Origin of the sequence: Bradyrhizobium manausense (genome assembly GCF_001440035.1) — a bacterium.
GTDB classification, from domain to species: domain Bacteria; phylum Pseudomonadota; class Alphaproteobacteria; order Rhizobiales; family Xanthobacteraceae; genus Bradyrhizobium; species Bradyrhizobium manausense.
In genome coordinates this window covers 86,706-108,557 of sequence record NZ_LJYG01000062.1, presented here as the reverse complement: position 1 = coordinate 108,557, position 21,852 = coordinate 86,706, and the positions used below count along the sequence as shown (strand labels likewise).

Genomic DNA, 21,852 nt, shown 5'->3' with positions numbered 1-21,852 from the left:
CCGCCGTGACCGAGCCTTCCTCCAGCACCGCGAGAAACAATTCGAGGGCGTGGCCGTCAAGCGCCAAATGATCGATTTTGTTCATGGGATTCATTATAATCGATCTATTTATCTTGAGAATAGGGAGCGGCATTATCGTTCAACAAGCCGCGCACCCGGACCCGGGGCGCCCAAGGGAGAGACAACGCCGATGAATGCCCAGGCGACAGCCTTGCAGGATCCCCGCCTCAACCGCCCTGAGCCGTTCACGCCGCCACTCGGCGATGGCGGCTTCTTCCAGCGCGACCGCTCGATTCATCCGCCGGCCTATGCGCCCGGCTACAAATCCTCGGTGCTGCGCTCACCGCGCCAGTCGCTGCTGTCGCTCGAGAATTCGGTCTCGGAGATCACGGGGCCGGTGTTCGGTCACAACGATCTCGGTCCGCTCGACAACGATCTGATCCGCAACTACGCCAAGGACGGCGACCCGGTCGGCGAGCGCATCATCGTCCACGGCCGCGTGCTCGACGAGACCGGCCGCGGCGTGCCGAACACGCTGGTGGAGTTCTGGCAGGCCAATGCCGGTGGCCGCTATCGGCACAAGAAGGACACGTATCTCGCACCGATCGATCCGAACTTCGGCGGCTGCGGCCGCGCGCTGACGGACGACACCGGCTACTATTATTTCCGCACCGTGAAGCCCGGCCCCTATCCGTGGCGCAACTTCGTCAACAGCTGGCGCCCCGCCCATATCCACTTCTCGGTGTTCGGCTCCGGCTTTGCGCAGCGTCTGATCACGCAGATGTACTTTGAGGGCGATCCGCTGATCCCGGTCTGCCCGATCCTGACGACGATCCCGGACAAGGACGCGCTCGACCGCCTGGTCGCGCCGCTCGACCTCAACGCCTCGACGCCGTTCGACTCGCTGGCCTACCGCTTCGACATCGTGCTGCGCGGCCAGCGCTCCACCTATTTCGAAAATCGTCCCGAAGGGAACTGAGCACATGCCGCAGCCGCTCAACTATCTCAAGGAAACCGCCTCGCAGACCGCCGGGCCCTACGTCCATATCGGCCTGATCCCTGCCATGGCCGGCTTCGACATCTTCGAGAAGAACTTTTCCAACGTGCTGGTAACGCCGAACACCAAAGGCGAGCGCATCACGCTGGAAGGCAAGGTGCTCGACGGCAGCGGCACGCCGCTGCGCGACGTGCTGCTTGAAATCTGGCAGGCCAATGCGGCCGGCCGCTACAACCATCCGGCCGATCGCTCGGCCGGCGCGCTAGACCAGGATTTCCGCGGCTGGGGCCGCGCCGGCTCGGATTTCGAGAGCGGCCTCGTGACGTTCGAGACCATCAAGCCGGGCGCCATCACCGACAAGGCAGGGCGCAAATGCGCGCCGCACATCAATGTCTGGATCGTCGCGCGCGGCATCAATATCGGCCTCAACACGCGGCTCTATTTCTCCGACGAGGAAGCCGCCAACGCCGCCGATCCCGTCCTGAACCTGATCGAGCAGCCGGTGCGCCGCGCGACCCTGATCGCCAAGCGCGGCGAGCGCGCAGGAAAGGTCGTCTATTCCTTCACGATCAATTTGCAGGGCCCGGACGAGACGGTGTTCTTCGACGTGTGAGGCCTCAGCCCTCGTCGCCATGGAGCTGCGCGCGAAAGGCGCGCGGCGACAGGCCGGTGGCCGCGGCATAGACCCGGCTGAAATAGGCGGGGTCCTCGAAGCCGAGGGCGTAGGCGATCGTCGAGACCGGCAGGTTGGTATAGACGAGGTTGCGCCGCGCCTCGCGGATCAGGCGGTTCAGGATCAGGTGCGAGGCGGTGTCGCCGGTCGCCGCGCGCGTGACGCGGTTGAGATGGGTCGGCGTGATCGCCAGCGACTTCGCGTAGTCCGCCACGGTCCAGCGTTCCAGGTGATGCTGTTCGAGCAAGGCCTCGAAGCGGCGGAACAGATTTGTCTCGGCATTGCCGCCAGCGCCGCTCGCGCCGGCGAGCGCACGTGCGACGAGGCCGATCATGGCCGCCGACAATGCCCGCAGCACATGCGCGCGGCCGAAATCGCGCGCGGCATGCTCGGCAAAGATCTGCTTCATGATGGCGCGGATCTGCGGCGTGCCGCGCACCACTGATGATCGTGACAGCACGCCGCGCAGGCCTTCGGCAGCGAGCAGCGCCTCGTCGAGCATTTCCGCGGCGATGGTCAGCACCCAGCCTTCGGTTCCTGGCACGAAGCGGAAGCCATGGACATGGCCGACCGGCACGTTGACGATCTGCATCGGCTTCAAGGTCACGACGCGTCCGTCGAGCGTCGCTTCGCCGCCGCCGCGCTCGATCAGCAGCACCTGGTGCAGACGGGCATGCCGGTGCACGGCGAGCTTCCAGTCGTGCAGCACCGAGCGCGACGCAATCGTCTCGCAGTGGACGACGTCAGGCAGATCGCCGGCTTCGCCGAACAGATTGTAGACCCGGATCGCCGGGGCGGGGGCTGCGTTCCTCATGTTCGAATAGTACAAGACAATGGCGAAACCCTCCATCGGTCTTCCGCATTGAATCTGCAAAAAAGCGCCGTCGGGAGGACGCAAAAATGAAAGTTCAGGTCTGCATCATCGGCGGTGGGCCGTCCGGGCTGCTGTTGTCCCAGCTTCTGCACCTGAAGGGCATCGACACCATCTTGCTGGAGAAATACAGCCGCGACCACGTGCTGGCGCGCATCCGTGCCGGCGTGCTCGAGCACGGTTTCGCCAGGCTGATGCGCGAGGCGCAATGCGGCGAGCGGATGGACCGCGAAGGCGAGATCCACAACGGTTTCGAGATCGCCCATGACGGCGTGCTCTCCCATATCGATCTGCACAAGCATTCCGGCGGCAACTCGGTGCTGGTCTACGGCCAGACCGAGCTGACGCGCGACCTCTACGAGGCGCGCGACCGGCTCGGCGGCAAGGTCGTCCACAACGCCGAGGACGTGACGCCGCATGATCTGACCTCGGATCGGCCTTATGTGACGTATCGCTCGAACGGGGAGACTGTTCGCGTCGATTGCGACTACATCGTCGGCGCCGACGGCTTTCACGGCGTCAGCCGCAAGTCGATCCCGAAGGACGTGCTGCGCGAATATGAGAAGGTCTATCCGTTCGGCTGGCTGGGCGTGCTGTCGCGCACCAAGCCGGTGTCGCCGGAGCTGATCTATGTCAAGCATGAACGCGGCTTTGCGCTGTGCTCGCTGCGCTCACAGGTGCTGAGCCGCTATTACGTCCAGGTGCCGCTGACCGACAAGGTCGAGGACTGGAGCGACGATGCGTTCTGGGCCGAACTGAAGCGCCGCCTGCCTGATGACGTCGCCGCGCGATTGATCACCGGTCCCTCGATCGAGAAGAGCATCGCACCGCTCCGCAGCTTCGTTGCGGAGCCGATGAGCTACGGGCGCCTGTTCCTCGCCGGCGACGCCGCCCACATCGTGCCGCCGACCGGCGCGCGCGGGCTGAACAGCGCCGCCTCCGACATCTACTATCTCTATCACGGCATGCTCGCGCACTATCAGGATGGCGACGATTCCGGGTTGAAGGGCTATTCCGCCAAGGCCCTGGCGCGGATCTGGAAGGCGCAGCGCTTCTCGTGGTGGATGACGATGATGCTGCATCGTTTCCCCGATCGCTCCGAGTATGAGGACCGGCTCCAACAGACCGAGCTCGAGTACCTCTTCTCGTCCGAGACGGCGCAGCGGCTGCTTGCGGAGAATTATGTGGGGCTGCCGTTCTAGGGGCCGCTACTTCCCTTCCAGCGTGTTCACCGGCGTCCAGTCGGCCGGCGGTGGATTGGCCGCCAGGGCCCGCGCACGCTTGGCAAAATATCGGGACGGCGGATCATCGCCAGCGGCGCTTTCGAACAGTTCGGCGGCCCTCGCAAAGTCGCGCGCCCGCCAGCATGCAAGTGCCCTGGCGTAGGTGGCCGCGCGCAGGCCCTGCTCCTCCGTCTCCTGGTTCTTATCGGTGAGGGGCTCATACACCCTGATCGGCTCGTCGCGTCCCTGCACCTTGACCATGTCCAACTCGCGCCAGGTATAGGCGCTGCGGCTCTGGTTCACCGTCGCCTCGGAGGCCATGATCACGGTGCCATAATATTTGTTGGCGCCCTCGAGCCGTGAAGCCAGGTTCACAGTGTCGCTCATGACGGTGTAGTTGAAGCGCCGGCGGGAGCCGATGTTGCCGACGACGGCCTTGCCGCTGTTCAGCCCGATGCGGTGGGCAAGGCCACGGCCCTGAAAGGCGGGGTGGCTGTCGTTGAGCTCCTTGAGCCGGTCGCGGCATTGCAGCGCGGCGGCGACCGCGTGCCGCGCGTGATCGGGATCGTCGGCCGGTGCTCCGAACATGGCGACAACGGAATCGCCGATATATTTGTCGACATAACCGCCATGGCTTTCGATGATGTCGGTCATGGCCGACAGATAGTCGTTCATCAATGCGACCAGCTCGGCCGGTGTCATCTTCTCGGCGATCGAGGAGAAGCCGGCGAGGTCCGAGAAGAACATGGTGATGTCACGCATCTCGCCGCCGAGCGCAGGCATCTTGCCGGAGGCAACCATGCTGTCGATCACTTCGGGCGCGAGGTAGAACGCAAAGCTCTTGCGCAGAAAGCGCTCCTCGCGGTCGGCGATCACGAAGCGATAGCCGATCATCATGGCGATGGCGGTCAGGCCTGCCAGCACCGGCTCGGTCAGGGGAAGTGCAAGCGCATGAACGAATGCGCTGACAGCGACGGTGGTGTAGGCGGCAGTGAGCGCGAGCCAGCTGAGCATCGCACCGGTCGGGGCGAGCATGCCGGCCGCGAAGGCAATGACCATTGCAAAGCCAATCGCCAGGACCGTGCGCTGCGGGACGCCGAGTTCGGCGACAGCGTCACGCTCGATCAGGTTCCGGACCGCCGTGGCATGCACGAAGACGCCGGCGATGTCATTGCGGGCCTTTTGCGCCGTCCCGGCAGGCGTGGGCAGGGCGCATCGTGCGGCCGGGCTGCCGTCATAGCCGCCGGAGAGGTGCATCGAGGTGAGCTTGCGGTCCTCGAAATTGAGGATGGTGCCGAGCAAGACGACCTTGCCGTCAAAGGCGCGACGGAAGAAGTCCGTGTCGCCTTTCTCGATGCAAGCGCGCAGATCTGCGAAGGAATAGGCCGGGACGTCGCGGCCCATGCCGCGGAAGTTGAGCGTCAGTGTGTTGGGCTCGGCGCTCGGAATAGCATAGCCGGACAACGACATGGTGCCGGACGGCCCGGTCTCCGGCGGTAGGGCGAGTGCGCGCGAAGCGAGCTCGACAGCCATGGCCGGGATCGGCTTGCCGCCGATGGAAAAGCTGAGCGGCATCCGCCGGATCACGTCGTCGTCATCGGTGTAGACGTTGAGGGCGCGGACATTGTTCTTCACCGCAAGTCGCTGCGCGGCGAAAGGACTGTCCGGATGGTCATTGCTGAGAATCTCGCCGAGCACCAGCTTGCCGCTGTCGGACAGCTTGCGCAACGCGATCAGATAGTCGCGGTCAAATCCTTTCATGCGCGCGCCGACCGGCGCGTCGCCGAAAGGAATGTCCGACTGCTCGATCGAATTCTTGAAGATGACGTCGAATCCGATGACCTTGGCGCCGCCCTCGGTAATGCTGCCGAGCACCCGGCCGACCTCGCGCGTCCAGGTCTGCGTCGGCGATCCCTTGAAAGGCGGCGTCTCGTAGGTCTCCCCGTCGATCGCGACGACGACGACCGGCGACGTCGCGGGATCGCGCCGGTCGCCGATCAGCGTCCAGCGCAAGGCCGTGAGAATATCGAGCGAGAGACCTTGCAGTCTCTGGAGCGGCGGGGACGTGAAAGCAGCGCCGGTCACGAGCGCAATCACGATCGCTGCAACGATGTCCCGCCTGCCGATCCGCCGCATCGCTATAGTCGCGGACCTATTCGAACCGCAGCAGACGCCCGATGATCGGCGTCGGCGACGCGGTGGCGCTGGCATCGACCTGGAAGGTGTAGCGCTTGTTGCCGAGTTTTGCGAGATAGCTGCCGCCCGGCGTCAGCGACTTTCCGGCCTTCGAGAGGTCGAAGAATTTGCCGGCGACCATGATGTCGCTCTTGAGCGGCAGGCTGATCGCGGGCTCCTTGCCGTCGGTGCGTTCGATCACCAGCGTGCTGCCGCTCTTGGCCTGGATCAGCGGCGCGGTGCCGTAGATCGTCGGCAGCTTCGCCGGCGCGCTGCCGGCATCGGATCGCATGGTGCGAAACGTGGTCGCGGCGCTCTGGTTCGCCTCGCGTTCGGAGAGCTGCGCGGCGTTGGCATCGCACGATACCTTGACGCGCTGGACGTTGCCGAGTTGCACGGTGCTCTGCTCGGTGCCGACAAGCACCACGCCTTCGGTGATGGTCTCGCGCAGGCAGGATTTCAGGTAGCTGAGCGTGACGCCGGCCTTGGGGCCGAGCTTGATGATCTTGCCCGGCGCCACGTAATCCATGAATTCGATACCGTCGACCTTGCCCTGCACGTCCTCGACGATCGCGGCCGGTGTCTCCGCGACGGCGGGGGCGGCGAGGCAAATCGCGCCGACGATGGCGCCGATCAGGGTTCTCATGACTGTCTCTTCCAGTTCGAACGGTGTGTGACTGACCCGGGTCCCGACGCGAGCCTAACAGGGGATGACCGAGCCAAGTGTGATCAGAATCACTCCTGGTGTTGATGCAGCCTAGCAGGAACAGGTTCAAGCCTGTGATGACAGAAATGGGCGGTGCCGCAAATCCCGGCCGTGGGCCCGATGTCGGACCGCCGTTGCGACGGCCCGGTCCGGGGGGCGTCCGGCCCGGGAGCCGGGCCCCGTCCCCACGCCTGTCGCGAGCGAAGACGGCGCCCATGCGATCCGCGCGCTTCAGGCGGCTCGGCTCAGGGACGCGCAGCGCGAGTTCGGTGGCGACATCAGTCAGATCATCCGTACGCTGTTCGCGATCCTGAATGATGCCAGTAGTCTCGTCGGTCACGGCCGCTCGCTGTTCGGCGGCGAGCATGGCTCCTCGTCGTCGTTCCTCGCCCGCATCAAGCAGACGCTGGCGCAGGCCTCGATCCTGATTGCGACCTGTTAGAGCGCAGGCCGTTCGGTCGATGAGGCGTTGGCGGTCGTCGAGGAGGCAGATTCACCAGGCGCTGCGCGAGGTCGAGGCCGGCAACGAACGGCTCGGCAAGCTGGCCTCGTCGACGAAGGCGCCGAGTTCGAGGGCCTGATGAATTCGGCGCAAGGCCTGATGAGCTCGCTCGGCGAGTCCTCCGCAACGTTGCCCGCGGTCGCTGCGCGCCTCGAGACGTCAAGCGCGGGCACACATCGGCCGCAGCTCCAGGACGAGGCGCTGCTCGACGATCTCTTCGCGCGCTACACGATGGAGCGCGAGCGCGACGCCCACAGGAACTTCTTGCAAGCCTTTGGGCTGTCGTCGAGCGCCGCCACGCGCCGCGTCGACGCAGTCGAGCCTGCGGATGACGGCATAGAATTGTTTTGAGCTTGCCGCCGTCGCGGCGCAGCCCTGCGCCGCAATTTTAGGAACCGGCTTTGCAGGGCGTTAACCGTGGCGGAACACGCGCCATATCGGTCATTGTCGCGCCCCAGGGATCATTGCAAGTACGTCTGAATTTCACGACGGATGTCTTCATGCTGAGAGACGGCAAATACGCTGCCTGGTTCAGAACTCCGCGTGGCCAGGGCACTGGCCTTGTCGATTTGACCGAGGGACGAATCTCCGGCAGCGACAGCTTCTTCACCTATGGTGGTTCCTATCAGGTCGATCAGCAACGCTTCACGGCTGTCCTGACCGTGAAGCGTCATACCGAGGGCAATCCGAGCGTGTTTGGCCCAGACGAAGTCGAGGCCAATCTTTCTGGTGATTGCAGCGGCGCGGTTGCGACGTGCTGGGGCACGGCAAAGGAGGCGCCTGACGTCAGGTTCGAGTGCACCTTGATCTACAGCCAGGAAGATGTCGTGGCGGCCGACGTCAAATGCGCGGTCGTGAAGCTCAACTCCGACAAATTGCCCAAGGGGCGCGACAGCTGGTCCCGGCCGCGCCGTCCGCTTGCGCCCGGGCCATTCGGATCGCCGCGCGATTAGCGCTCAGGCGGCTGCAGCCTCTTGAGCGCAAGCTTCATCATTTGGGCGGATGCGCCTTCTGGTGCCAGGCCCAGGCGGTGCGGATCACGGTCGGCAGGTCGGAATGGCGCGGCACGAAGTCCAGCACTTTTCGCGCAGCAGAAGGATCCGCGACGAGATAGGTTGGATCGCCAGCGCGGCGCGGCTTGACGGTGTGAGGCACCTCGCGTCCGGTCTCTTGCTTGATGGCGTTCAGGATCTCGCGCACCGAGAAGCCTGAACCGGTGCCGAGATTGAAGCTGCCGCCGCCATGTCCTGTCTCCAGCAGCTTCAGCGCTGCGACGTGGGCTGCAGCGAGGTCGGTGACGTGGATGTAGTCGCGGATCGCAGTGCCGTCGGGCGTGTCGTAATCGTCGCCGAATACGGCAAACTCGACATGGCCCTGCAAGGCCATCATGGCGCGCGGAATGAGATGGGTCTCGTTGTCGCGCAACTCGCCGATGCCGCCGGCGGGATCGGCGCCGCTGGCATTGAAATAGCGCAGGCAGAACGCACCGAAACCGTAAGCCGCGCGATAGTCCGCCAGCATGCGCTCGATCATCCATTTAGAGGCGCCGTAAGGATTGATCGGTACGCAGGGGAAATCCTCGGACAGCGCCTTGGAATCGGCATTGCCATAGACCGCGCCGGTCGAGGAGAAGACGATGCGGTGGCAGCCCGCATTGCGCATCGCCTGCAGCAGCGACAGCGTACCCTGGACATTGTTGACGTAGTATTTCTGCGGGTCGGTCATGGACTCGCCGACGAGGCTTGCCGCCGCAAAATGCATCACCGCCGTCACCTTGTGGTCGGTAAAGGCGCGCGCCAGCGTCGCGCCGTCGAGCAGATCGCCCGTCACCAGTTCCCCGGCGACGAAGCTGCGATGTCCCGTCGTGAGATTGTCATAGACCACGGGCCGATAGCCGGCGGCGGCGAGGGCGCGGCAAGCATGCGCGCCAATATAACCAGCGCCACCCGTGACGAGGATAGTCGGTCGGTCTGTCATGTCCTTTTACCCCAACGCAAATGCAACGACCCATCCAGCTGAGGCCGCCAGCAGCAAGTCCACGCAAAGCACAAGTGGCGCAATCGTCGACCGGTTTCGTTATATCGTGTTTGATCATCCTGGATAGCTGCAAGCCTTGGTCCGTCAAGGCCACGAAAGAACTGGGTAGTCTCGCTTCGGCGCAGGCCCGGAGGCTGATATCCCGGATCGTTCGAGGTTCCGCCATCGCACCCTCTGGCTTCGCATGCAAACCGCTCCTAATTCAGCTTCAATTGACCATCGTGCGACGAAAATGTCGACGGATTGCGCTCGCAGCAACAATACTTTTAGAGCCGAAAAATTAGGCTGAGGTCCATAACAAGGGACGGACGGACATGGCTCAGATCTGGATGACATATGACGAACTCGCCACGCTTTGTGAATGCAGCAGCAGCGAGGCGAGATTGCGGGCCATCCACCTGTCGCTTGACCGTCGCAAAAGCCGCGACGGGGCAACCCGCGTGAAATTGGATCTGGCGTTGACGGCCAAGTTTTTTGCCTCTGTCCGCAAGTCGGATTTTGACCTCGACTGCGCCATCGAAGCGCTCCGGGCCACACACCGGCAGATGGCGGAACTGCCGGCGCCGAGCGAGGTCCATAGGCGCGGGGTGGCTTAATCGCCGGGCACTCCCGGGGATGGGACCAGCCGGCTTGGCCGTCCGCCGTGATTCCCGCGATGGTTGTCGTCTCGAATCAGGCATAAATCCGCATCCGGAATTTACGGCTGCGGTCGGTGTTTCAACCGAGTTGGGCCGAAGAGCCTGCAGGAGGATGCCATGAGGAAAGCCAATCATTGCGTCTGCGTGCGCGTTTTGGGAGTGGCGACCCTGGGAGGGCTGCTCATCACCACAGTTGCTCCCGCAAGAGCAGAGGTCGTGAAGCTGCAGGCCGATCTGAAAGGCAGCAACGAGGTGCCTCCGAACAATTCGGCCGGCTCGGGTAAGGCAGAGGCCACCTACGACACCGAGACCAAGACGCTGACCTATACGATCACCTTTACCGGCCTGTCGGGCCCCGCGATGGGCGCCCATTTCCACGGGCCCGGTGAAGCCGGCAAGAACGCCGGCATCGCACTGCCGTTCAAAACGGCGCAAAGCCCCATTCGGGGCACCGCGACACTCACTGACACCCAGGCGACGGATCTGCTGGCCGGAAAGTGGTACGCGAACATTCACACGGCTGCGAATCCCGGTGGTGAGTTGCGCGGTCAGATGGTGAAATAGAGGGCCGATATCCTGGCGCGTTGACGCTTCGCCCGTGCCAGGTTTTCCCCACGTCAGGACGGCGGACGGGGAAGGAAAGCCAGGATCGTCTGGGCAAGGATGACCCCTACGGTGCCTCCCGCTGCCTTTTGCAGAACGTCCAGCAGACCGGGATCGCGATCAGGTGTCAGAGCCTGCAGCACTTCCAGCCCCATTGCGACGGCCACGACGAGCGAGCACGCCAAAACGAAGCGGCCCGGCAGCAAGAAGGAGAGAAGAAATCCCAGCAGGCCATAAGCACTGAAGCGCTCGATGACGACGACCCAATATGCCTCGTGGTGACCCATGAGCGCGGGCCGCCCCGCCAGCCGCGCCAAAGTGGCGTAGGCGATGAGGGCAAGGCAGATTGCCGAGGCTGCGATGAGGTGATTTCGGCGCATGGCGGCATCATAGCCGGCCAATCGGCGTACCGCTCTCAAAAGCGGAAAGTATCGTTAAAGCTCGGAGATCGCTGATGCAGCGTTCATGACTGCTGGTTCGCACCGGGACGCATCCATGCAGGGTGGTCCGGCGCCTGTCCGAATTCGAACCAGCCGCCTCGGTCAAGCCACCAGCGCAGCGTCGTTTGCCTGCGCTGCCGCGGCATGACGCGGCGCCATCAATTCGCTGAACTTCGCAAAGGGCAGCGGCGCGGCGACAAGATATCCCTGCCCGGTCTCGACACCGGAGGCGACCAAGGCGCGGAGCTGTTCTTCCGTCTCGATTCCTTCCGCAACGACCGTCATTCGGAAGTCCTTGGCGAGTGCGACCAGCATCTCGACGATCGTCGTGGTCGATGCATCCACGGTGATCGTGTCGACGAAGAATTTGTCGATCTTGATCGTGTTGGCGCCCAGACCCTTCAGTCGCGACAGTCCGCTGTGGCCGACCCCGACGTCATCGATGGCCACGTGGAAGCCATATTCGCGCAGCTCGGCCACGACGGCGGCCGCGCGCGCGAGATCGTCGAGCTCGTCGCGTTCGGTCACCTCGATCACGATTTGCCGGGTGGCAACTTTTGCCGTCAAGACGGTACGCCGAAGCGTTTCGACGAAGCCGGCGCTCAGGAGATGCTTGGGGACGACGTTGAAGGAGAGCTTGAAATCCTTGTCTGCTTTCAACAGCGGCCGGAGGTCGGACAATGCTGATTTCAGGATCTGCCAGGTCATGGCCTGGATGCGGCCGCTGGACTCGGCAAGCGGAATGAAATTCATCGGTGGGACGACCGAGCCATCTTCGCGTACCCAGCGCGCCAGGATCTCGCAGCCCTTGATCTCTCTCGTCCTGAGATCGAAGACGGGCTGATAGTACGGCTTGAATTCTCCTGCGGTCAGGCCGCGATCGAGATCTGCGACCGGTCCCTCCGTGCGGCGGCTTCGTCCCAGCAGGATCCCGAACAGCGCGCCAAGCCCGGCGGCGACGGCTAGTGCCGGCCAATAGGCTTCGCTATTCCAGGCCGAGAGGACGGCGCCGTCGACCTCGATGGTCGTGTGAAGGGGATAGCGGTCCGAAGACCTGTCGAAGCGCTTCGAATTTCGCCGTGGCTGGTCGGCATCGAGCTGGAACTCACCAAGCTTCTCTCCGTTGCTCAAGGAGAGGGTCACCTCGCTGTGCCCGCGCAGCTCGGACGGCATGATGTCAAACAGGCTGGCATTGATGCCGACAATGGCGACCAGTGCAGCGCTGCTGTTGATATCCCTGAGAACGCCAAGCGCGTCGCCACCGAACTGCTGAACGCGGAACAGTGAGAGTTTCCCGTCGCGCGAGGCGAGCATTTCCCGGCGGTCGACCCATCCCTCGTCGAATTCCAGCGTTTCGGAATAGGCCGAGCAGATCACCGAGCCGTCCGGATTGACAAGGCGGACGTCCTTGATTGCCGAGCGCTGGTAGACATGGAGGCGGATGGCCTGGAGCGTCGCAGGCTCGCAGTTCACAGCGTCACGCTTGCCGAGTTCGGTCAGACTTGCGGCCGCGAACTCGACCGCAAATTCGGAGCGACGCAGGACGACCTCGGTCAACTCGTCGAGCTGACGGGCCTGCTGGTGGCGGATGAAGCTCTTCGCCGCAAGGTGTCCAGCCAAGCCGAACACGACTGTGCTCGCAAGCACGAGCGCTGCAAACGCGATGGTCGGTCGCTGTTGTCTCATCCTGCCCGGGGGGAAGTTGAGGAGGCTTCCGGCAGATCCTAGCCCGGACGCGCTAAGATAGGGTTTAGTGAAGCCACCGGAGCGGACGGATGGGAACGGGTTTTGGTCAGGCTGTGCGGGGCGTTACTCATACTTGTGGGGCCCGGGAGATGCCGGGGCCTGGCACAGGGAACCAAGGATCGGGCCCCTGGCACCCAGACCTGCTCTTCAATTCGAAGCGGCATCAGCACGAACACCCGCTGCGACAGCATGGGGGCGCCTTCAAGGGCACGGAATGCCCATTTATGGAGCCAGTCCCCAACCAGCCGCGGCCTAGGCCCTTGAGATCGCTGGAAAATCCATGACTTAGAGGCCGTGATCCCCTCGGCGTCAAAGCTTTATCGCCGCATGTGGCGATGCTGGGAAACGAGCTCGGGGCGATAAGGGGCGATCGAACTGTTCAGGTTCTTTCCGCCGTGCGGGGATCGCGTCGCTCTCATTCTCAGCGCGACGTAGGCGATATTGATGGCCAACCAGACCAGCATGACGCAAATGGCAAGATGCAGCACGGTCTGACCTCGCTAAAAGCCTAGGGCAAACGCCGAGTCCCTGCCTATGTTCCCCGCTGAATGCGCCGGATGCCGCGCACCTGTGTAACCCCTGTCTGACACCTCAAAGGAAATATGCCTGGAGCACCCACGACGCGCAGCGTCGCCGCCACGCCTGCCAGCGAGCGCTTGCTACGCTCCAAGTGCAAATTTGCACTTTTGCGCGCCCTGACGGTGAGATGCAGTTCTTGAACGGGAAACGAGTCGGTAACTGTTCTCTAGTGGAGAGCCGACTTGCTTGAAAGCGCCGCCGAGCGCGGGAGGCAATGTCATGCCTCCTACTTTTGAAATTTTCGTCGTTGTGTTCACTTTTGAACGGCAACGAAACGTCTACGAGCGCGTCTGGAGTGAATGGACGAAGATGATCTGCGCATGCTGCGGGAACGCATAAGGCAATATCGGAAGGTCGCGGACCAAAGCTCCGATCCGATGACGCAGATATTGTTGGCGGACATGATCGCCATGTTTGAGGAAATCGAGGAGTTGGAGCGGATGAAGCCGCTGCAACGGTACTAGCCCTAACCAAGCAGGAGCGGTGTTCTCTAAACGACGTGATTAGTTCGAAGAGCAAATTTAGTAAGCACCTCAAAAAGCCTAAAGCAACGTGGGTTGAGCCTGTTTTTACTGCAGAAATTGAATATCGCTGCTTCACGGTTGCGCGCAAGTGCCCTAAGGGATTTTCTAAGACCTAACCTTTATTGTTTCGGCTGACGAAGTAATGGCGTACTCTAAGGTCATCACCGCAAGGCCCGTGGCAAACATCGGTGACGAGGACGCCCATCACAGCGCTCCCGCCTTCCCAAAAAAGGAAAGGAGCGCGCATGCAGAAGCGGCGCCGTTTTAAACCATCTCCGTCTCTCGAAGCGTGTCTCGGCGAGGAGGCGGCTCAGTTGCGCCAAGCAGCCCGTGAGCTTCCGGAAGGACCAAAGCGCGACCACGTGTTGAGGAGGGCACGACAGTGTGAGACTGGCTCTCACATGACCGACTGGATGGACTCGCGCGGTCTTTAGCCACCGGATTAGGAGGAAATATGAAACTCAAGAGAAGGCGTTTCAAGCAAACGGACACGCTTGAAACTGGACTTCAACAATTCGCCAATGACATGCGTCGCAAGGTAGAGAAAACGCCTGATATTGATGAGCGCAAGGCGCTGTGCAGAGAGCAGCCAACGCCGACCAAGCGATCGAACTGGAGCATCAGCTCAGTCTTACTCACTAAGGGGTCGTCTTCCTGGAGACTGCAATGAAACTTTTGGTTGAATATTTGGAGCGGGCCGTTCAGCTTGAACGGTTGGCTGCGAGTGAACGCGATGCCAAGTTCAAGGAGCAATTGTGTGCACAGGCGCAGGCCTACCGGAAGCTCGCGGCCAAGCGAGCGAAGGACTATGGCCTGCCGGACCCAAGCCCGTCTGAAGCAGCGCGAGCGGCTTCAGAAATCAAGCCCGGGACTCTTGATGCGCCGATCCCGATCCATAGGCACCTGCGCATAGATTGATTGAGTCGAGGCCCGACGCGCCGTCTAAGCTGTCAGTTTACAGGACATTCAGGGCAGGTGTCACCGATCGTCTCCAAGACTTCAGCAATCGCGAGCACGGCAGCAGCTGTAGAAATCCCGACAGGTGGTTCTTGACGAGCAACGTCGAATGCACGCTCCCGGGCGTGTGGGTCGGCCCGGTCCTGCATCCAACCGTGCTCTTCGCACTCGCGGATAGCGCCGGCTTCCTGCAGCACGGAAAGGGCCCATCCACGAAGTGTTTTTCTTGCGGACCGTCGATCCTTGGTCACTAGCATTGCGTTGGCTCCTGCCGGGACGAATCCTTCGCCCACCAGCTTGTTCCGGGCAGTTAGCACGGAGCAGGGATTCGCAATCGGCAGGGCTGCGGCTTGTCCACCTGTTCGGCACCGTCTGTGCAGAAGTGCTACGCTGCCGGCACGGAGTCTTCCTTCTCGCCGGTCGCCACGATCTTCAAGGCGCCGTCGGGCCGCGGTCGCTGCAGCGCTTTGGCTTCGTCCCACGGTGACCGCATCCACACTTCGTACTCCGCGGTGGTGGTCACGATCACCGGCATTGGCCTTCGGATGGCCGCGCTTCACCTCGGCGTTGGATTCGCCGTCAGGAACCCGAAGACGTCGATGTTGACCTCGCCTTCCTTCGCCTTGCGAACGCGAGTCCAGATGCCGGCGAAGGCGGCGACCGTCGAAGCATAACACGTGGCAAGACGTAGCCAGATTAGTAGGGGGTTGATGAAGGCAAGAGCGTCTTGCTTTCAATTAAATACAGCCTCTGCCAGAAGAGCGAAGTAGGAGACGATCATGAAGAAGGCGATCGTCTGAAGCTCCTTCGCGCGCAACTCGGCTTCGCGATAGCCGATTGGCTTAGAACGGCGATTGACTGGTGCTGTCCGAAGTAAGACGAGGCACCATTCTGCAAGTGAATGCAGAAGCCTCACCGTCCCTGCCTCGAGAGCGCTCATTCACTCAGGATGTTCGTCTGGCTGCTGGCTGACGAGCGGGTAGGAAGCGGAACCTAGGCCGCGCTCCAACTCGTCGGCTTGCGCGTGATACTGCGCGGCGATCGATTTTAGGGTTTGAGACGCCCTGTGGTCGCTGATGGTTTGGGAAAGCCGCTCGGCCTGAAAAGCCTGTTCTCGCAACCGGTCGGATTGTTCGCTCATGAAATGATCACCTACCCAATGGCAAAAAAACGTCTCAGGGTGCAGCTTGTTCCTGTGCGAAATACCGCGTTTTCTCGCATTGGTCGCACATCGGGCCTGCGAACGCGACTAACATTTATCAAGTTCGATGGCGCCTGCTACGTGGTAGTCAATCACCCTCGGCCCTACGACCGCACCGATCCTTAATCACTTTCTCCTATCGTGAGCCTTCCACGAAGGAGAGATCAATGGCAGGGGTCTGCAAAGGATGCGGCGGAGGCGATGCGCTGCCTTTCCAGTTCAAAATGGCGTTTCAGCCCATCGTGGCCATCAACGAGCAACGCATTTGGGGCTATGAGGCCTTGGTGCGCGGACCCAACGGCGAAAGTGCACACAGTGTACTTAGCCAACTGACCGAAGATCAGCTTTACCGCTTCGATCAGGCTGCTCGAGTCATGGCCATTGAAACTGCCGGAAGGCTTTTCAAAGACCGGCAGGCCCGACTGTCCATCAACTTCATGCCGAACGCGGTCTACGAACCTCAGGCTTGCATCCAGAAATCTCTGGCGGCGGCGCACCGTTCGAATTTTCCGCCTTCGAACCTCATGTTCGAGTTCACTGAAAATGAACGCATGACAGACCCTGCGCACGTCGAGAAGATCGTGCATGCATACAGACGGCTAGGTTTTATGACCGCGCTAGACGACTTTGGAGCCGGTTATGCCGGATTGGGTTTGCTGGCGAGGCTCCAGCCCGATCTTATCAAGGTTGATATGGAGCTTTTGCGCGACATTCACCTTAGCCGGCCGAAGCAGGTCATTGTGGCCGGTATCGTCTCGATGGCGCGCGAACTTCAAATCAAGGTTCTCGCGGAGGGCGTGGAAAGCGAAGCCGAAATCACCGTGCTTCGAGCTGCGGGAATAGGACTCTTCCAAGGCTATTACTTTTCCAAGCCGGGATTCATGACACTGCCGGAGGTGCCTGGTTATTCGAGTGCGTCCAGCGCCCTTGCAGGCTGACAGGAGAAAGCGTTGGCTTTGCATCTACGAGGGGCGACTTGGTGCGCAGGAAAGTGCTTTGCTATCATCCCAGACCGCGCCCCGGAGGGATGGCACCGCTAAGCAGTTCGCTACCAGACCGGAACAGCCACTGCAATTGATCCGCTAGAACCCGCCAATTGGTTGCGTAGGAAATCCAACAATTGGTCACCCGAAAGAGCGGCAAGATCGAGTGGCGCATCAGAAGGCCGCTCGATCAAGGCCATCGACCAATTCGGGAATACCCGTTCGGTAACGTCCTTGGCCTCGATGATGCTGAGTGCCTCGTGGCGAGGGTCTTGAGAGATACGGATAAAGAGGCTCGTCACCTTGCTCCGGTCGCCTTCAAGAACCTGAACAAAGTGATGTTTGTCAAAGAGAAGCGCGCCGGTGAGTGCCAGTGCCAAGTTGTTGCGCTCGGCCGATCTTACGATTTTTAAAAGCTCGCTACTGCCTGACGAACGCCTGAGCAAGTTGCGGCTGTGGTAGATGAGCCTGAACAGCATGGTACGCCTCCCTGAACACCCCATAGGCTTTTGGGGTTTTTGGAAAGTTAACGAATGCAGCAGATCAGTGGGCCAAATTCCACAAGGAGGGACTGTCAATCGCGTGGAGCACCATGCGGACAGATAGCGCTCTTATTGTCCGAGAAACGTTCTCCGCACCGAGCGCATCGGTACAGCTTAACGATTGCGCCGTTTCCAGGGTCGGGCATCCATATAGATAAGCAAGGAAAGGCTCCGCAAGTCGGACATGGTCGCTCCGCAAGGTGGCCGTTTCCGCTCGGCGCCACCTGGGACGGCCTTGGCTTCAACTTCGCGCTGTTCTCGGCGCACGCCAACAAGGTGGAGCTTTGCCTCTTCGACGACGAGGGTGAAACCGAGCTCGAGCGGATCGAGCTGCCTGAATACACCGACGAAGTCTGGCATGGCTATCTGCCCTCGGCGCCTCCCGGCACGGTCTACGGCTATCGCGTGCACGGCCCGTACGAGCCCGACGCAGGCACCGGTCCAATCCAATAAGCTCGTGCTCAACCTCTATGCCAAGCAGAGGATATGGCGCCGTATCACATCACGATGCTGGACCAAGTTGCCAGGCGAGCCGATGAATTCGATGTCCTGCATTTCCATATCGATCATCTGCACTATCCTGTGATGCGGCAGCTGCTACAGTTTGCCCAGCGCCCTCGCCAGGCCGCTCCGGAGACCTGACGATGTGCAACCTGTATTCGATCACCACCAACCAGGCCGCCATCAGCGCGCTGTTCCGCGTCGTCAACCGGTACGTCGGCAACCTCGCGCCGATGCATGGCGTCTTTCCGGACTACAAGGCGCCAATCGTGCGCAATGGCGCCGAGGGCCGGGAGCTCGTTACCGCCCGCTGGGGCATGCCGTCGTCGTCGAAGGCGCTCATGGACGCGACGAAGAAGCGCGCTGAGAAACTGCACGCCAAGGGCAAGCCGGTGGATTTCAAGGAATTGCTCCGGATGGAGCCCGACGGCGGCACGACCAACATCCGGAACGTGACGTCGAAGCACTGGACTCGCTGGCTAGGGCCGGAGCACCGTTGCGTCGTCCCCTTCAACTCGTTCAGCGAGTTCAACAAGGCCGAGGGCGGCGAGATCTGGTTCGCCCTCGACGAAAGGCGTCCGCTCGCATGCTTCGCCGGCATCTGGACCGAGTGGACGTCGGTCAGGAAGGTCAGGGAAGGCGAGACCACGAACAATCTCTATGCGTTTCTGACCACGGAGCCCAACGCTGAGGTCGGCGCCGTCCATCCCAAGGCGATGCCGGTGATCCTGACGACGCCCGAGGAGGTCGAGACCTGGATGATTGCGCCGCCAGACGAGGCGCTGCGGCTGCAGCGGCCGCTTCCGGACGGGGCGCTGCGGATCGTCGCTCGCGGCGTGAAGGAAGATCCTTCGCCGGCGACGTAACATTCTCCACAGGCCGCGGAACACGTGGACAATCCCGAGCCCTGCCGATTGCGAATCCCTGACCCGTGCTAACCGCCCGGAACGAGCAGGCGGGCGGAAGGATTCGTCCAGGCAGGAGCCATCTCGTTGCTGATGACGAAGGAACGACGGCCGGCGATCCGGACGCTGCGCGGGTGGGCGATCAGCGTGCTGCAGGAAGCCGGCGCGATTCACGAATGCGAGGAGCACGGCTGGGCAAAGGATCGGACCGACCCCCATGCCCGCGAACGCGCACTGGAGCTTGCTCGGCACTATCACCCCGTCGGCCTCTCCCCCGACGATGCTGTCGCAGAAATCCGCGCCGTCTTGGATTCCGTCGGTGATTCCTGCCCGGAGTGTCTGCCGAGCGATTGAGCGCGTCCTTATACCGCCAGCGCAGTCCCTACCGAGTCACGGTGCTGGGCTTTGGGAGCATGCGTTTCGATCGTCTGAGGCTTGCCGCCTGGACCCGGCGTACCAGTCGGCGTACGGCGTGTTCTTGACCGCGTGTCGATTGAAGTCGGGCGTGCCGTCCTTCCACCACACCGGCCCGCGCTCTCCCAAGCCACGCTTGGCCTGATCGACGAGCCGATGCGCTGCAGCTTCAGCTTCCGGATCTCCGGCCGCTTTGGCCGTCTTCACTGCGCGGCGCGCATCCATCAACTGCTTCACAAGCCGCGCCTTGTCGCCAGGAGCTAAGGTCGGATCGCTCATCCGCCAGAGTTTCCCCCGGACGACGAAGTAGCGCGCGTCCGGAGTCACGGGATGTTTGAGCCCTGCCATCCAGTGGAGCTTACTTCGTGCGAACGGTCTTTGCGCCGGCGACCTTCAACGCCTCGGCGATCTTGTCCGGCTCGTCGCCGTGGAAATCCACCGACACCTCGATCTCGCCTTCAAGCCTTTGCTGCCCTTCCGGCGTTGGTGCGGCCTTGGCGTCCGCACCAGCCGATCGCGTTCCAGACGAATTCGCAGCGCCCATGGGCTGGACGAAGACGTCGCCTCGCGCGACGCCACATTCCTGGACGACATGCTCTACGGCCAACTCGGCCTCGCGCCGCGTGGCGAATTCTCCGATTATCGTGCTTTCCAAGGTTGTCCTCCGCGCCAGGGATCGTGAGGCGGACAACCGGCCAGTGACGCCGAGAGTTCCTAAAGCCAGTCCGACGCCCTTCCTTCGACGGACGCCGCGCGCGATGCACTGGCGCTCAGCAGCAGAAACAGCGCCCGCTCGGCCTTGTACCTCGCGGCCGCGCGGCTGCACTCTGACCCTGACATCAGAATTTCTCCGTCAGCCCCGCGCACGGCCCACTTCCACCGGCCGCGTCCGCGCGGCTTCAAGACGATATCGTAACTCGGATGTTCGGTCGCCGTGCCGGGCTGCAGCAAGGCATTTGTGTCCACGACGTTGTCGGCGGGGGCGGTCGTCGGCCGCATCGCTTGCTCCATTTCTGTTAGACGAGGTGAGGGAAGGCCGCGCGGAGGATCCGCGCGGCCGGCGATCCTTGCCCTGTGTCCGGTCAGGCGGCCCTGGATTCGATCTGGGTCACGTTGCTAGAAGCGGCGCCGTTGATCTCGATGCGGCGCGGCTTCATCGTCTCAGGAATCTCCCGCTGCAGGTCGATAACGAGCAGACCGTTCTCGAAGCGGGCGCCCTTGATCTCGACATGATCGGCAAGGGTGAACTGGCGCTTGAAGTTGCGGTTCGAGATGCCACGGTGCAGGAAGGTCTTGCCCTCCTTGTCCGCCTTGCGGCCCTCCAGCGTCAGGACGTTCTGCTCGACCATCAGCGCGACCTCATCTGGCGTGAAGCCGGCGAGCGCCACCGAGATCTGGAAGCGGTTCTCGTCGAGCCGTTCGATGTTGTAAGGGGGGTAGCTCTCTTCGCCCACGCGCTGGGCGGCTTCGGCGAGATCAAAGAGACGGTCGAAGCCGATGGCCGACCGAAAGAAGGGCGAAAAATCAACAGTGCGCATAGCCAGATCCTCCTAGGAGCAAAATGGTTACGAGCGGCACCGGACACGACCGGTGCCCGTCTCAATTGGCGGGACCCTGACGGCATCCCGATCGTCGTAGGACGACGCCGAAAGAATCTGGAAGTCCGGAGAGACTTTCAAGGGGGGCGCCGCAAAAATTTTAGCAAGGACTTCGGAGGGTTAATCAAGCGTTGCCGGCCTATTCCCTGGCCCGGTGCAGCGTGTCCTGGAGCCTTTCTCTTTCCCTCTTCCAGCGGGCGTCTTCGGCCTTGATCCCCTTCTCGATATCGCGCCGCTCGGCTTCGAGGCCTTCCGATCGTTCTTCGAGCTCCCGCTGCGCGGCGTCCAGCTCGCCCTATCCATTCGAGGGCAGCGTAACCTACTCGCGCCCGGATTCGAGGTCGTTGAGAAATCGAGCCGGACTAAAAAACCTCGGTCGTCGCGCCGCGGTCCTAACCCTCCACAAGCGTCCCGCCTAAGATCGGCTAATTGCCGATGAGCTGCTCCTGAGGCTCGGGACCAGCCGGCTCGCTGGCTCGCTGCTGCTCCAGGAGGTGATGCCGGTAGCAATCGCTGGCCCCGGAACATTTGCGCAAAAACCTGGAAGGTGGGTCTTGCGGGGTGATGAATACCATCCATATGACATCCATATGGATGGCAAAAGGATGGTAACAGCGATGTCCAGTAACCTGCACGAAATCCGGCCAAGGCCCTCCGACTCTGAAAAAATCACGATCAACCTTGGCTTCGTCGATCTCGGTCAGGTCGACTTGATGGTGCAGGAGGGCTTCTACTCGAACCGTACTGATTTCATCCGGACCGCCATCCGCAACCAGCTCCAACGCCATGCCGACGTGGTCAAGCAGTCCACGGCGCGAAAGAGCCTTGACCTCGGGCTGCGCAACTACAGCCGTGAAGATCTCGAAGCAGCGCGGCGGGCGGGCGAGATGCTGCACATCAATGTTTTGGGTCTTGCGACCATCGCGCAGGACGTCACCCCGGAGCTTGCGCGCGCGACGATTGCATCGGTCTCGGTGCTAGGAGCGCTGCACGCCAGTCCGGCCGTCAAATCTGCTCTCGCTGACAGAACGAGGTAA

The 21,852-nt window shown here is 62.1% G+C and carries 30 protein-coding genes and 2 pseudogenes; 16 read left to right on the top strand and 16 right to left on the bottom strand.

The window, feature by feature from the left end; genetic code table 11:
• Window positions 1-94, bottom strand: a pseudogene (locus AOQ71_RS47860) (LysR family transcriptional regulator); the annotation flags it as partial.
• Window positions 95-190: 96 nt separating this feature from the next.
• On the opposite strand from AOQ71_RS47860, the gene pcaH reads away from it, so the two are divergent.
• Window positions 191-979, top strand: a complete 789-nt coding sequence (pcaH, locus tag AOQ71_RS16045) for a protocatechuate 3,4-dioxygenase subunit beta (protein ID WP_057747679.1) — start codon at window positions 191-193, stop codon at window positions 977-979.
• 4 nt (window positions 980-983) lie between these two features.
• Window positions 984-1,610 carry a protocatechuate 3,4-dioxygenase subunit alpha gene (gene pcaG / locus AOQ71_RS16040; protein ID WP_057747677.1) on the top strand — a complete coding sequence of 209 codons (627 nt, stop codon included), beginning with the start codon at window positions 984-986 and terminating at the stop codon, window positions 1,608-1,610.
• Between the two features lie 4 nt (window positions 1,611-1,614).
• On the opposite strand, the gene AOQ71_RS16035 is transcribed toward pcaG, so the two are convergent.
• On the bottom strand, window positions 1,615-2,520 hold the full coding sequence (locus tag AOQ71_RS16035; protein WP_057747675.1) for a helix-turn-helix domain-containing protein: 906 nt from the start codon (window positions 2,518-2,520) through the stop codon (window positions 1,615-1,617).
• A gap of 50 nt (window positions 2,521-2,570) precedes the next feature.
• Here AOQ71_RS16035 and pobA point away from each other — a divergent pair, with 50 nt between their 5' ends.
• The gene (pobA, locus tag AOQ71_RS16030) at window positions 2,571-3,743 is read left to right on the top strand and encodes a 4-hydroxybenzoate 3-monooxygenase (protein ID WP_057747673.1); all 1,173 of its coding nucleotides are present in this window, start codon (window positions 2,571-2,573) and stop codon (window positions 3,741-3,743) included.
• Window positions 3,744-3,749: 6 nt separating this feature from the next.
• Here the strand turns inward: pobA and AOQ71_RS16025 are convergent, their stop codons facing one another.
• Together AOQ71_RS16025 and AOQ71_RS16020 are read right to left on the bottom strand one after the other, a co-directional pair.
• Window positions 3,750-5,900 (bottom strand): adenylate/guanylate cyclase domain-containing protein, encoded by a 2,151-nt coding sequence (locus AOQ71_RS16025; RefSeq protein ID WP_057747671.1) that lies wholly within the window; start codon window positions 5,898-5,900, stop codon window positions 3,750-3,752.
• 16 nt (window positions 5,901-5,916) lie between these two features.
• Window positions 5,917-6,585 (bottom strand): hypothetical protein, encoded by a 669-nt coding sequence (locus tag AOQ71_RS16020; protein WP_057747669.1) that lies wholly within the window; start codon window positions 6,583-6,585, stop codon window positions 5,917-5,919.
• 640 nt (window positions 6,586-7,225) lie between these two features.
• On the opposite strand from AOQ71_RS16020, the gene AOQ71_RS47855 reads away from it, so the two are divergent.
• Both AOQ71_RS47855 and AOQ71_RS16010 read left to right on the top strand, forming a co-directional pair.
• Window positions 7,226-7,498, top strand: a complete 273-nt coding sequence (locus tag AOQ71_RS47855; RefSeq protein WP_057747668.1) for a hypothetical protein — start codon at window positions 7,226-7,228, stop codon at window positions 7,496-7,498.
• 149 nt (window positions 7,499-7,647) lie between these two features.
• On the top strand, window positions 7,648-8,100 hold the full coding sequence (locus tag AOQ71_RS16010) for a hypothetical protein (protein ID WP_057747664.1): 453 nt from the start codon (window positions 7,648-7,650) through the stop codon (window positions 8,098-8,100).
• 37 nt (window positions 8,101-8,137) lie between these two features.
• On the opposite strand, the gene galE is transcribed toward AOQ71_RS16010, so the two are convergent.
• Window positions 8,138-9,124: a UDP-glucose 4-epimerase GalE gene (gene galE / locus AOQ71_RS16005; RefSeq protein ID WP_057747654.1), complete on the bottom strand. Its 987-nt coding sequence runs from the start codon at window positions 9,122-9,124 to the stop codon at window positions 8,138-8,140.
• 374 nt (window positions 9,125-9,498) lie between these two features.
• Here galE and AOQ71_RS16000 point away from each other — a divergent pair, with 374 nt between their 5' ends.
• Complete coding sequence (locus AOQ71_RS16000) at window positions 9,499-9,780, top strand: hypothetical protein (protein ID WP_057747652.1); 282 nt, start codon at window positions 9,499-9,501, stop codon at window positions 9,778-9,780.
• Window positions 9,781-9,939: 159 nt separating this feature from the next.
• Window positions 9,940-10,386: a CHRD domain-containing protein gene (locus tag AOQ71_RS15995; protein WP_083514243.1), complete on the top strand. Its 447-nt coding sequence runs from the start codon at window positions 9,940-9,942 to the stop codon at window positions 10,384-10,386.
• A gap of 53 nt (window positions 10,387-10,439) precedes the next feature.
• Here AOQ71_RS15995 and AOQ71_RS15990 read toward each other — a convergent pair whose 3' ends face one another.
• Entirely contained in the window at window positions 10,440-10,805 is a 366-nt protein-coding gene (locus AOQ71_RS15990; RefSeq protein WP_057748044.1) for a VanZ family protein, read from the bottom strand.
• 162 nt (window positions 10,806-10,967) lie between these two features.
• Entirely contained in the window at window positions 10,968-12,551 is a 1,584-nt protein-coding gene (locus tag AOQ71_RS15985; protein WP_057747648.1) for an EAL domain-containing protein, read from the bottom strand.
• 938 nt (window positions 12,552-13,489) lie between these two features.
• Here AOQ71_RS15985 and AOQ71_RS45120 point away from each other — a divergent pair.
• From AOQ71_RS45120 to AOQ71_RS15980, 3 genes are all read left to right on the top strand, one after another.
• Window positions 13,490-13,654, top strand: coding sequence for a hypothetical protein (locus tag AOQ71_RS45120; protein WP_157083537.1), 165 nt, complete (start codon window positions 13,490-13,492; stop codon window positions 13,652-13,654).
• Window positions 13,655-14,168: 514 nt separating this feature from the next.
• Window positions 14,169-14,384, top strand: a complete 216-nt coding sequence (locus tag AOQ71_RS45115; RefSeq protein WP_157083536.1) for a hypothetical protein — start codon at window positions 14,169-14,171, stop codon at window positions 14,382-14,384.
• Window positions 14,381-14,632 carry a hypothetical protein gene (locus tag AOQ71_RS15980; protein WP_057747645.1) on the top strand — a complete coding sequence of 84 codons (252 nt, stop codon included), beginning with the start codon at window positions 14,381-14,383 and terminating at the stop codon, window positions 14,630-14,632. Before AOQ71_RS45115 ends, AOQ71_RS15980 begins: the two co-directional genes overlap by 4 nt.
• A 32-nt stretch (window positions 14,633-14,664) precedes the next feature.
• Here AOQ71_RS15980 and AOQ71_RS43275 read toward each other — a convergent pair whose 3' ends face one another.
• From AOQ71_RS43275 to AOQ71_RS15970, 4 genes are all read right to left on the bottom strand, one after another.
• A complete protein-coding gene (locus tag AOQ71_RS43275; RefSeq protein WP_083514262.1) occupies window positions 14,665-14,928 on the bottom strand; it encodes a hypothetical protein in 264 nt (87 codons plus the stop codon).
• Between the two features lie 128 nt (window positions 14,929-15,056).
• Complete coding sequence (locus tag AOQ71_RS49920) at window positions 15,057-15,206, bottom strand: hypothetical protein (protein ID WP_157083535.1); 150 nt, start codon at window positions 15,204-15,206, stop codon at window positions 15,057-15,059.
• A 198-nt stretch (window positions 15,207-15,404) separates the two neighbouring features.
• Window positions 15,405-15,611: a hypothetical protein gene (locus AOQ71_RS15975; protein WP_057747644.1), complete on the bottom strand. Its 207-nt coding sequence runs from the start codon at window positions 15,609-15,611 to the stop codon at window positions 15,405-15,407.
• Window positions 15,612-15,812 carry a hypothetical protein gene (locus AOQ71_RS15970; RefSeq protein WP_057747642.1) on the bottom strand — a complete coding sequence of 67 codons (201 nt, stop codon included), beginning with the start codon at window positions 15,810-15,812 and terminating at the stop codon, window positions 15,612-15,614.
• A 227-nt stretch (window positions 15,813-16,039) separates the two neighbouring features.
• On the opposite strand from AOQ71_RS15970, the gene AOQ71_RS15965 reads away from it, so the two are divergent.
• Window positions 16,040-16,810 carry an EAL domain-containing protein gene (locus AOQ71_RS15965; RefSeq protein ID WP_057747639.1) on the top strand — a complete coding sequence of 257 codons (771 nt, stop codon included), beginning with the start codon at window positions 16,040-16,042 and terminating at the stop codon, window positions 16,808-16,810.
• Between the two features lie 110 nt (window positions 16,811-16,920).
• On the opposite strand, the gene AOQ71_RS15960 is transcribed toward AOQ71_RS15965, so the two are convergent.
• A complete protein-coding gene (locus AOQ71_RS15960; protein ID WP_162268363.1) occupies window positions 16,921-17,334 on the bottom strand; it encodes a BLUF domain-containing protein in 414 nt (137 codons plus the stop codon).
• Between the two features lie 207 nt (window positions 17,335-17,541).
• Between AOQ71_RS15960 and AOQ71_RS15955 the strand changes: the two are divergent.
• The 4 genes and pseudogenes from AOQ71_RS15955 to AOQ71_RS15945 all read left to right on the top strand — a co-directional run.
• A pseudogene (locus AOQ71_RS15955) lies at window positions 17,542-17,884 on the top strand (glycogen debranching protein GlgX); the annotation flags it as partial.
• A complete protein-coding gene (locus AOQ71_RS46650; RefSeq protein ID WP_205668236.1) occupies window positions 17,884-18,039 on the top strand; it encodes a hypothetical protein in 156 nt (51 codons plus the stop codon). The pseudogene AOQ71_RS15955 and the gene AOQ71_RS46650, both read left to right, overlap by 1 nt.
• A gap of 2 nt (window positions 18,040-18,041) precedes the next feature.
• The gene (locus tag AOQ71_RS15950) at window positions 18,042-18,764 is read left to right on the top strand and encodes an SOS response-associated peptidase (RefSeq protein ID WP_057747632.1); all 723 of its coding nucleotides are present in this window, start codon (window positions 18,042-18,044) and stop codon (window positions 18,762-18,764) included.
• A 126-nt stretch (window positions 18,765-18,890) separates the two neighbouring features.
• The gene (locus AOQ71_RS15945) at window positions 18,891-19,157 is read left to right on the top strand and encodes a hypothetical protein (RefSeq protein WP_057747630.1); all 267 of its coding nucleotides are present in this window, start codon (window positions 18,891-18,893) and stop codon (window positions 19,155-19,157) included.
• Between the two features lie 36 nt (window positions 19,158-19,193).
• On the opposite strand, the gene AOQ71_RS15940 is transcribed toward AOQ71_RS15945, so the two are convergent.
• The 4 genes from AOQ71_RS15940 to AOQ71_RS15925 all read right to left on the bottom strand — a co-directional run bounded on the left by AOQ71_RS15940 (window position 19,194) and on the right by AOQ71_RS15925 (window position 20,755).
• Window positions 19,194-19,496, bottom strand: a complete 303-nt coding sequence (locus AOQ71_RS15940) for a hypothetical protein (RefSeq protein ID WP_347336695.1) — start codon at window positions 19,494-19,496, stop codon at window positions 19,194-19,196.
• Between the two features lie 79 nt (window positions 19,497-19,575).
• Complete coding sequence (locus AOQ71_RS15935) at window positions 19,576-19,872, bottom strand: hypothetical protein (protein ID WP_057747626.1); 297 nt, start codon at window positions 19,870-19,872, stop codon at window positions 19,576-19,578.
• Between the two features lie 59 nt (window positions 19,873-19,931).
• Complete coding sequence (locus AOQ71_RS15930; protein WP_157083534.1) at window positions 19,932-20,216, bottom strand: hypothetical protein; 285 nt, start codon at window positions 20,214-20,216, stop codon at window positions 19,932-19,934.
• Between the two features lie 83 nt (window positions 20,217-20,299).
• Entirely contained in the window at window positions 20,300-20,755 is a 456-nt protein-coding gene (locus AOQ71_RS15925) for an Hsp20 family protein (protein ID WP_057747623.1), read from the bottom strand.
• 677 nt (window positions 20,756-21,432) lie between these two features.
• Here AOQ71_RS15925 and AOQ71_RS15920 point away from each other — a divergent pair.
• Window positions 21,433-21,852, top strand: coding sequence for a hypothetical protein (locus tag AOQ71_RS15920; RefSeq protein ID WP_057748041.1), 420 nt, complete (start codon window positions 21,433-21,435; stop codon window positions 21,850-21,852).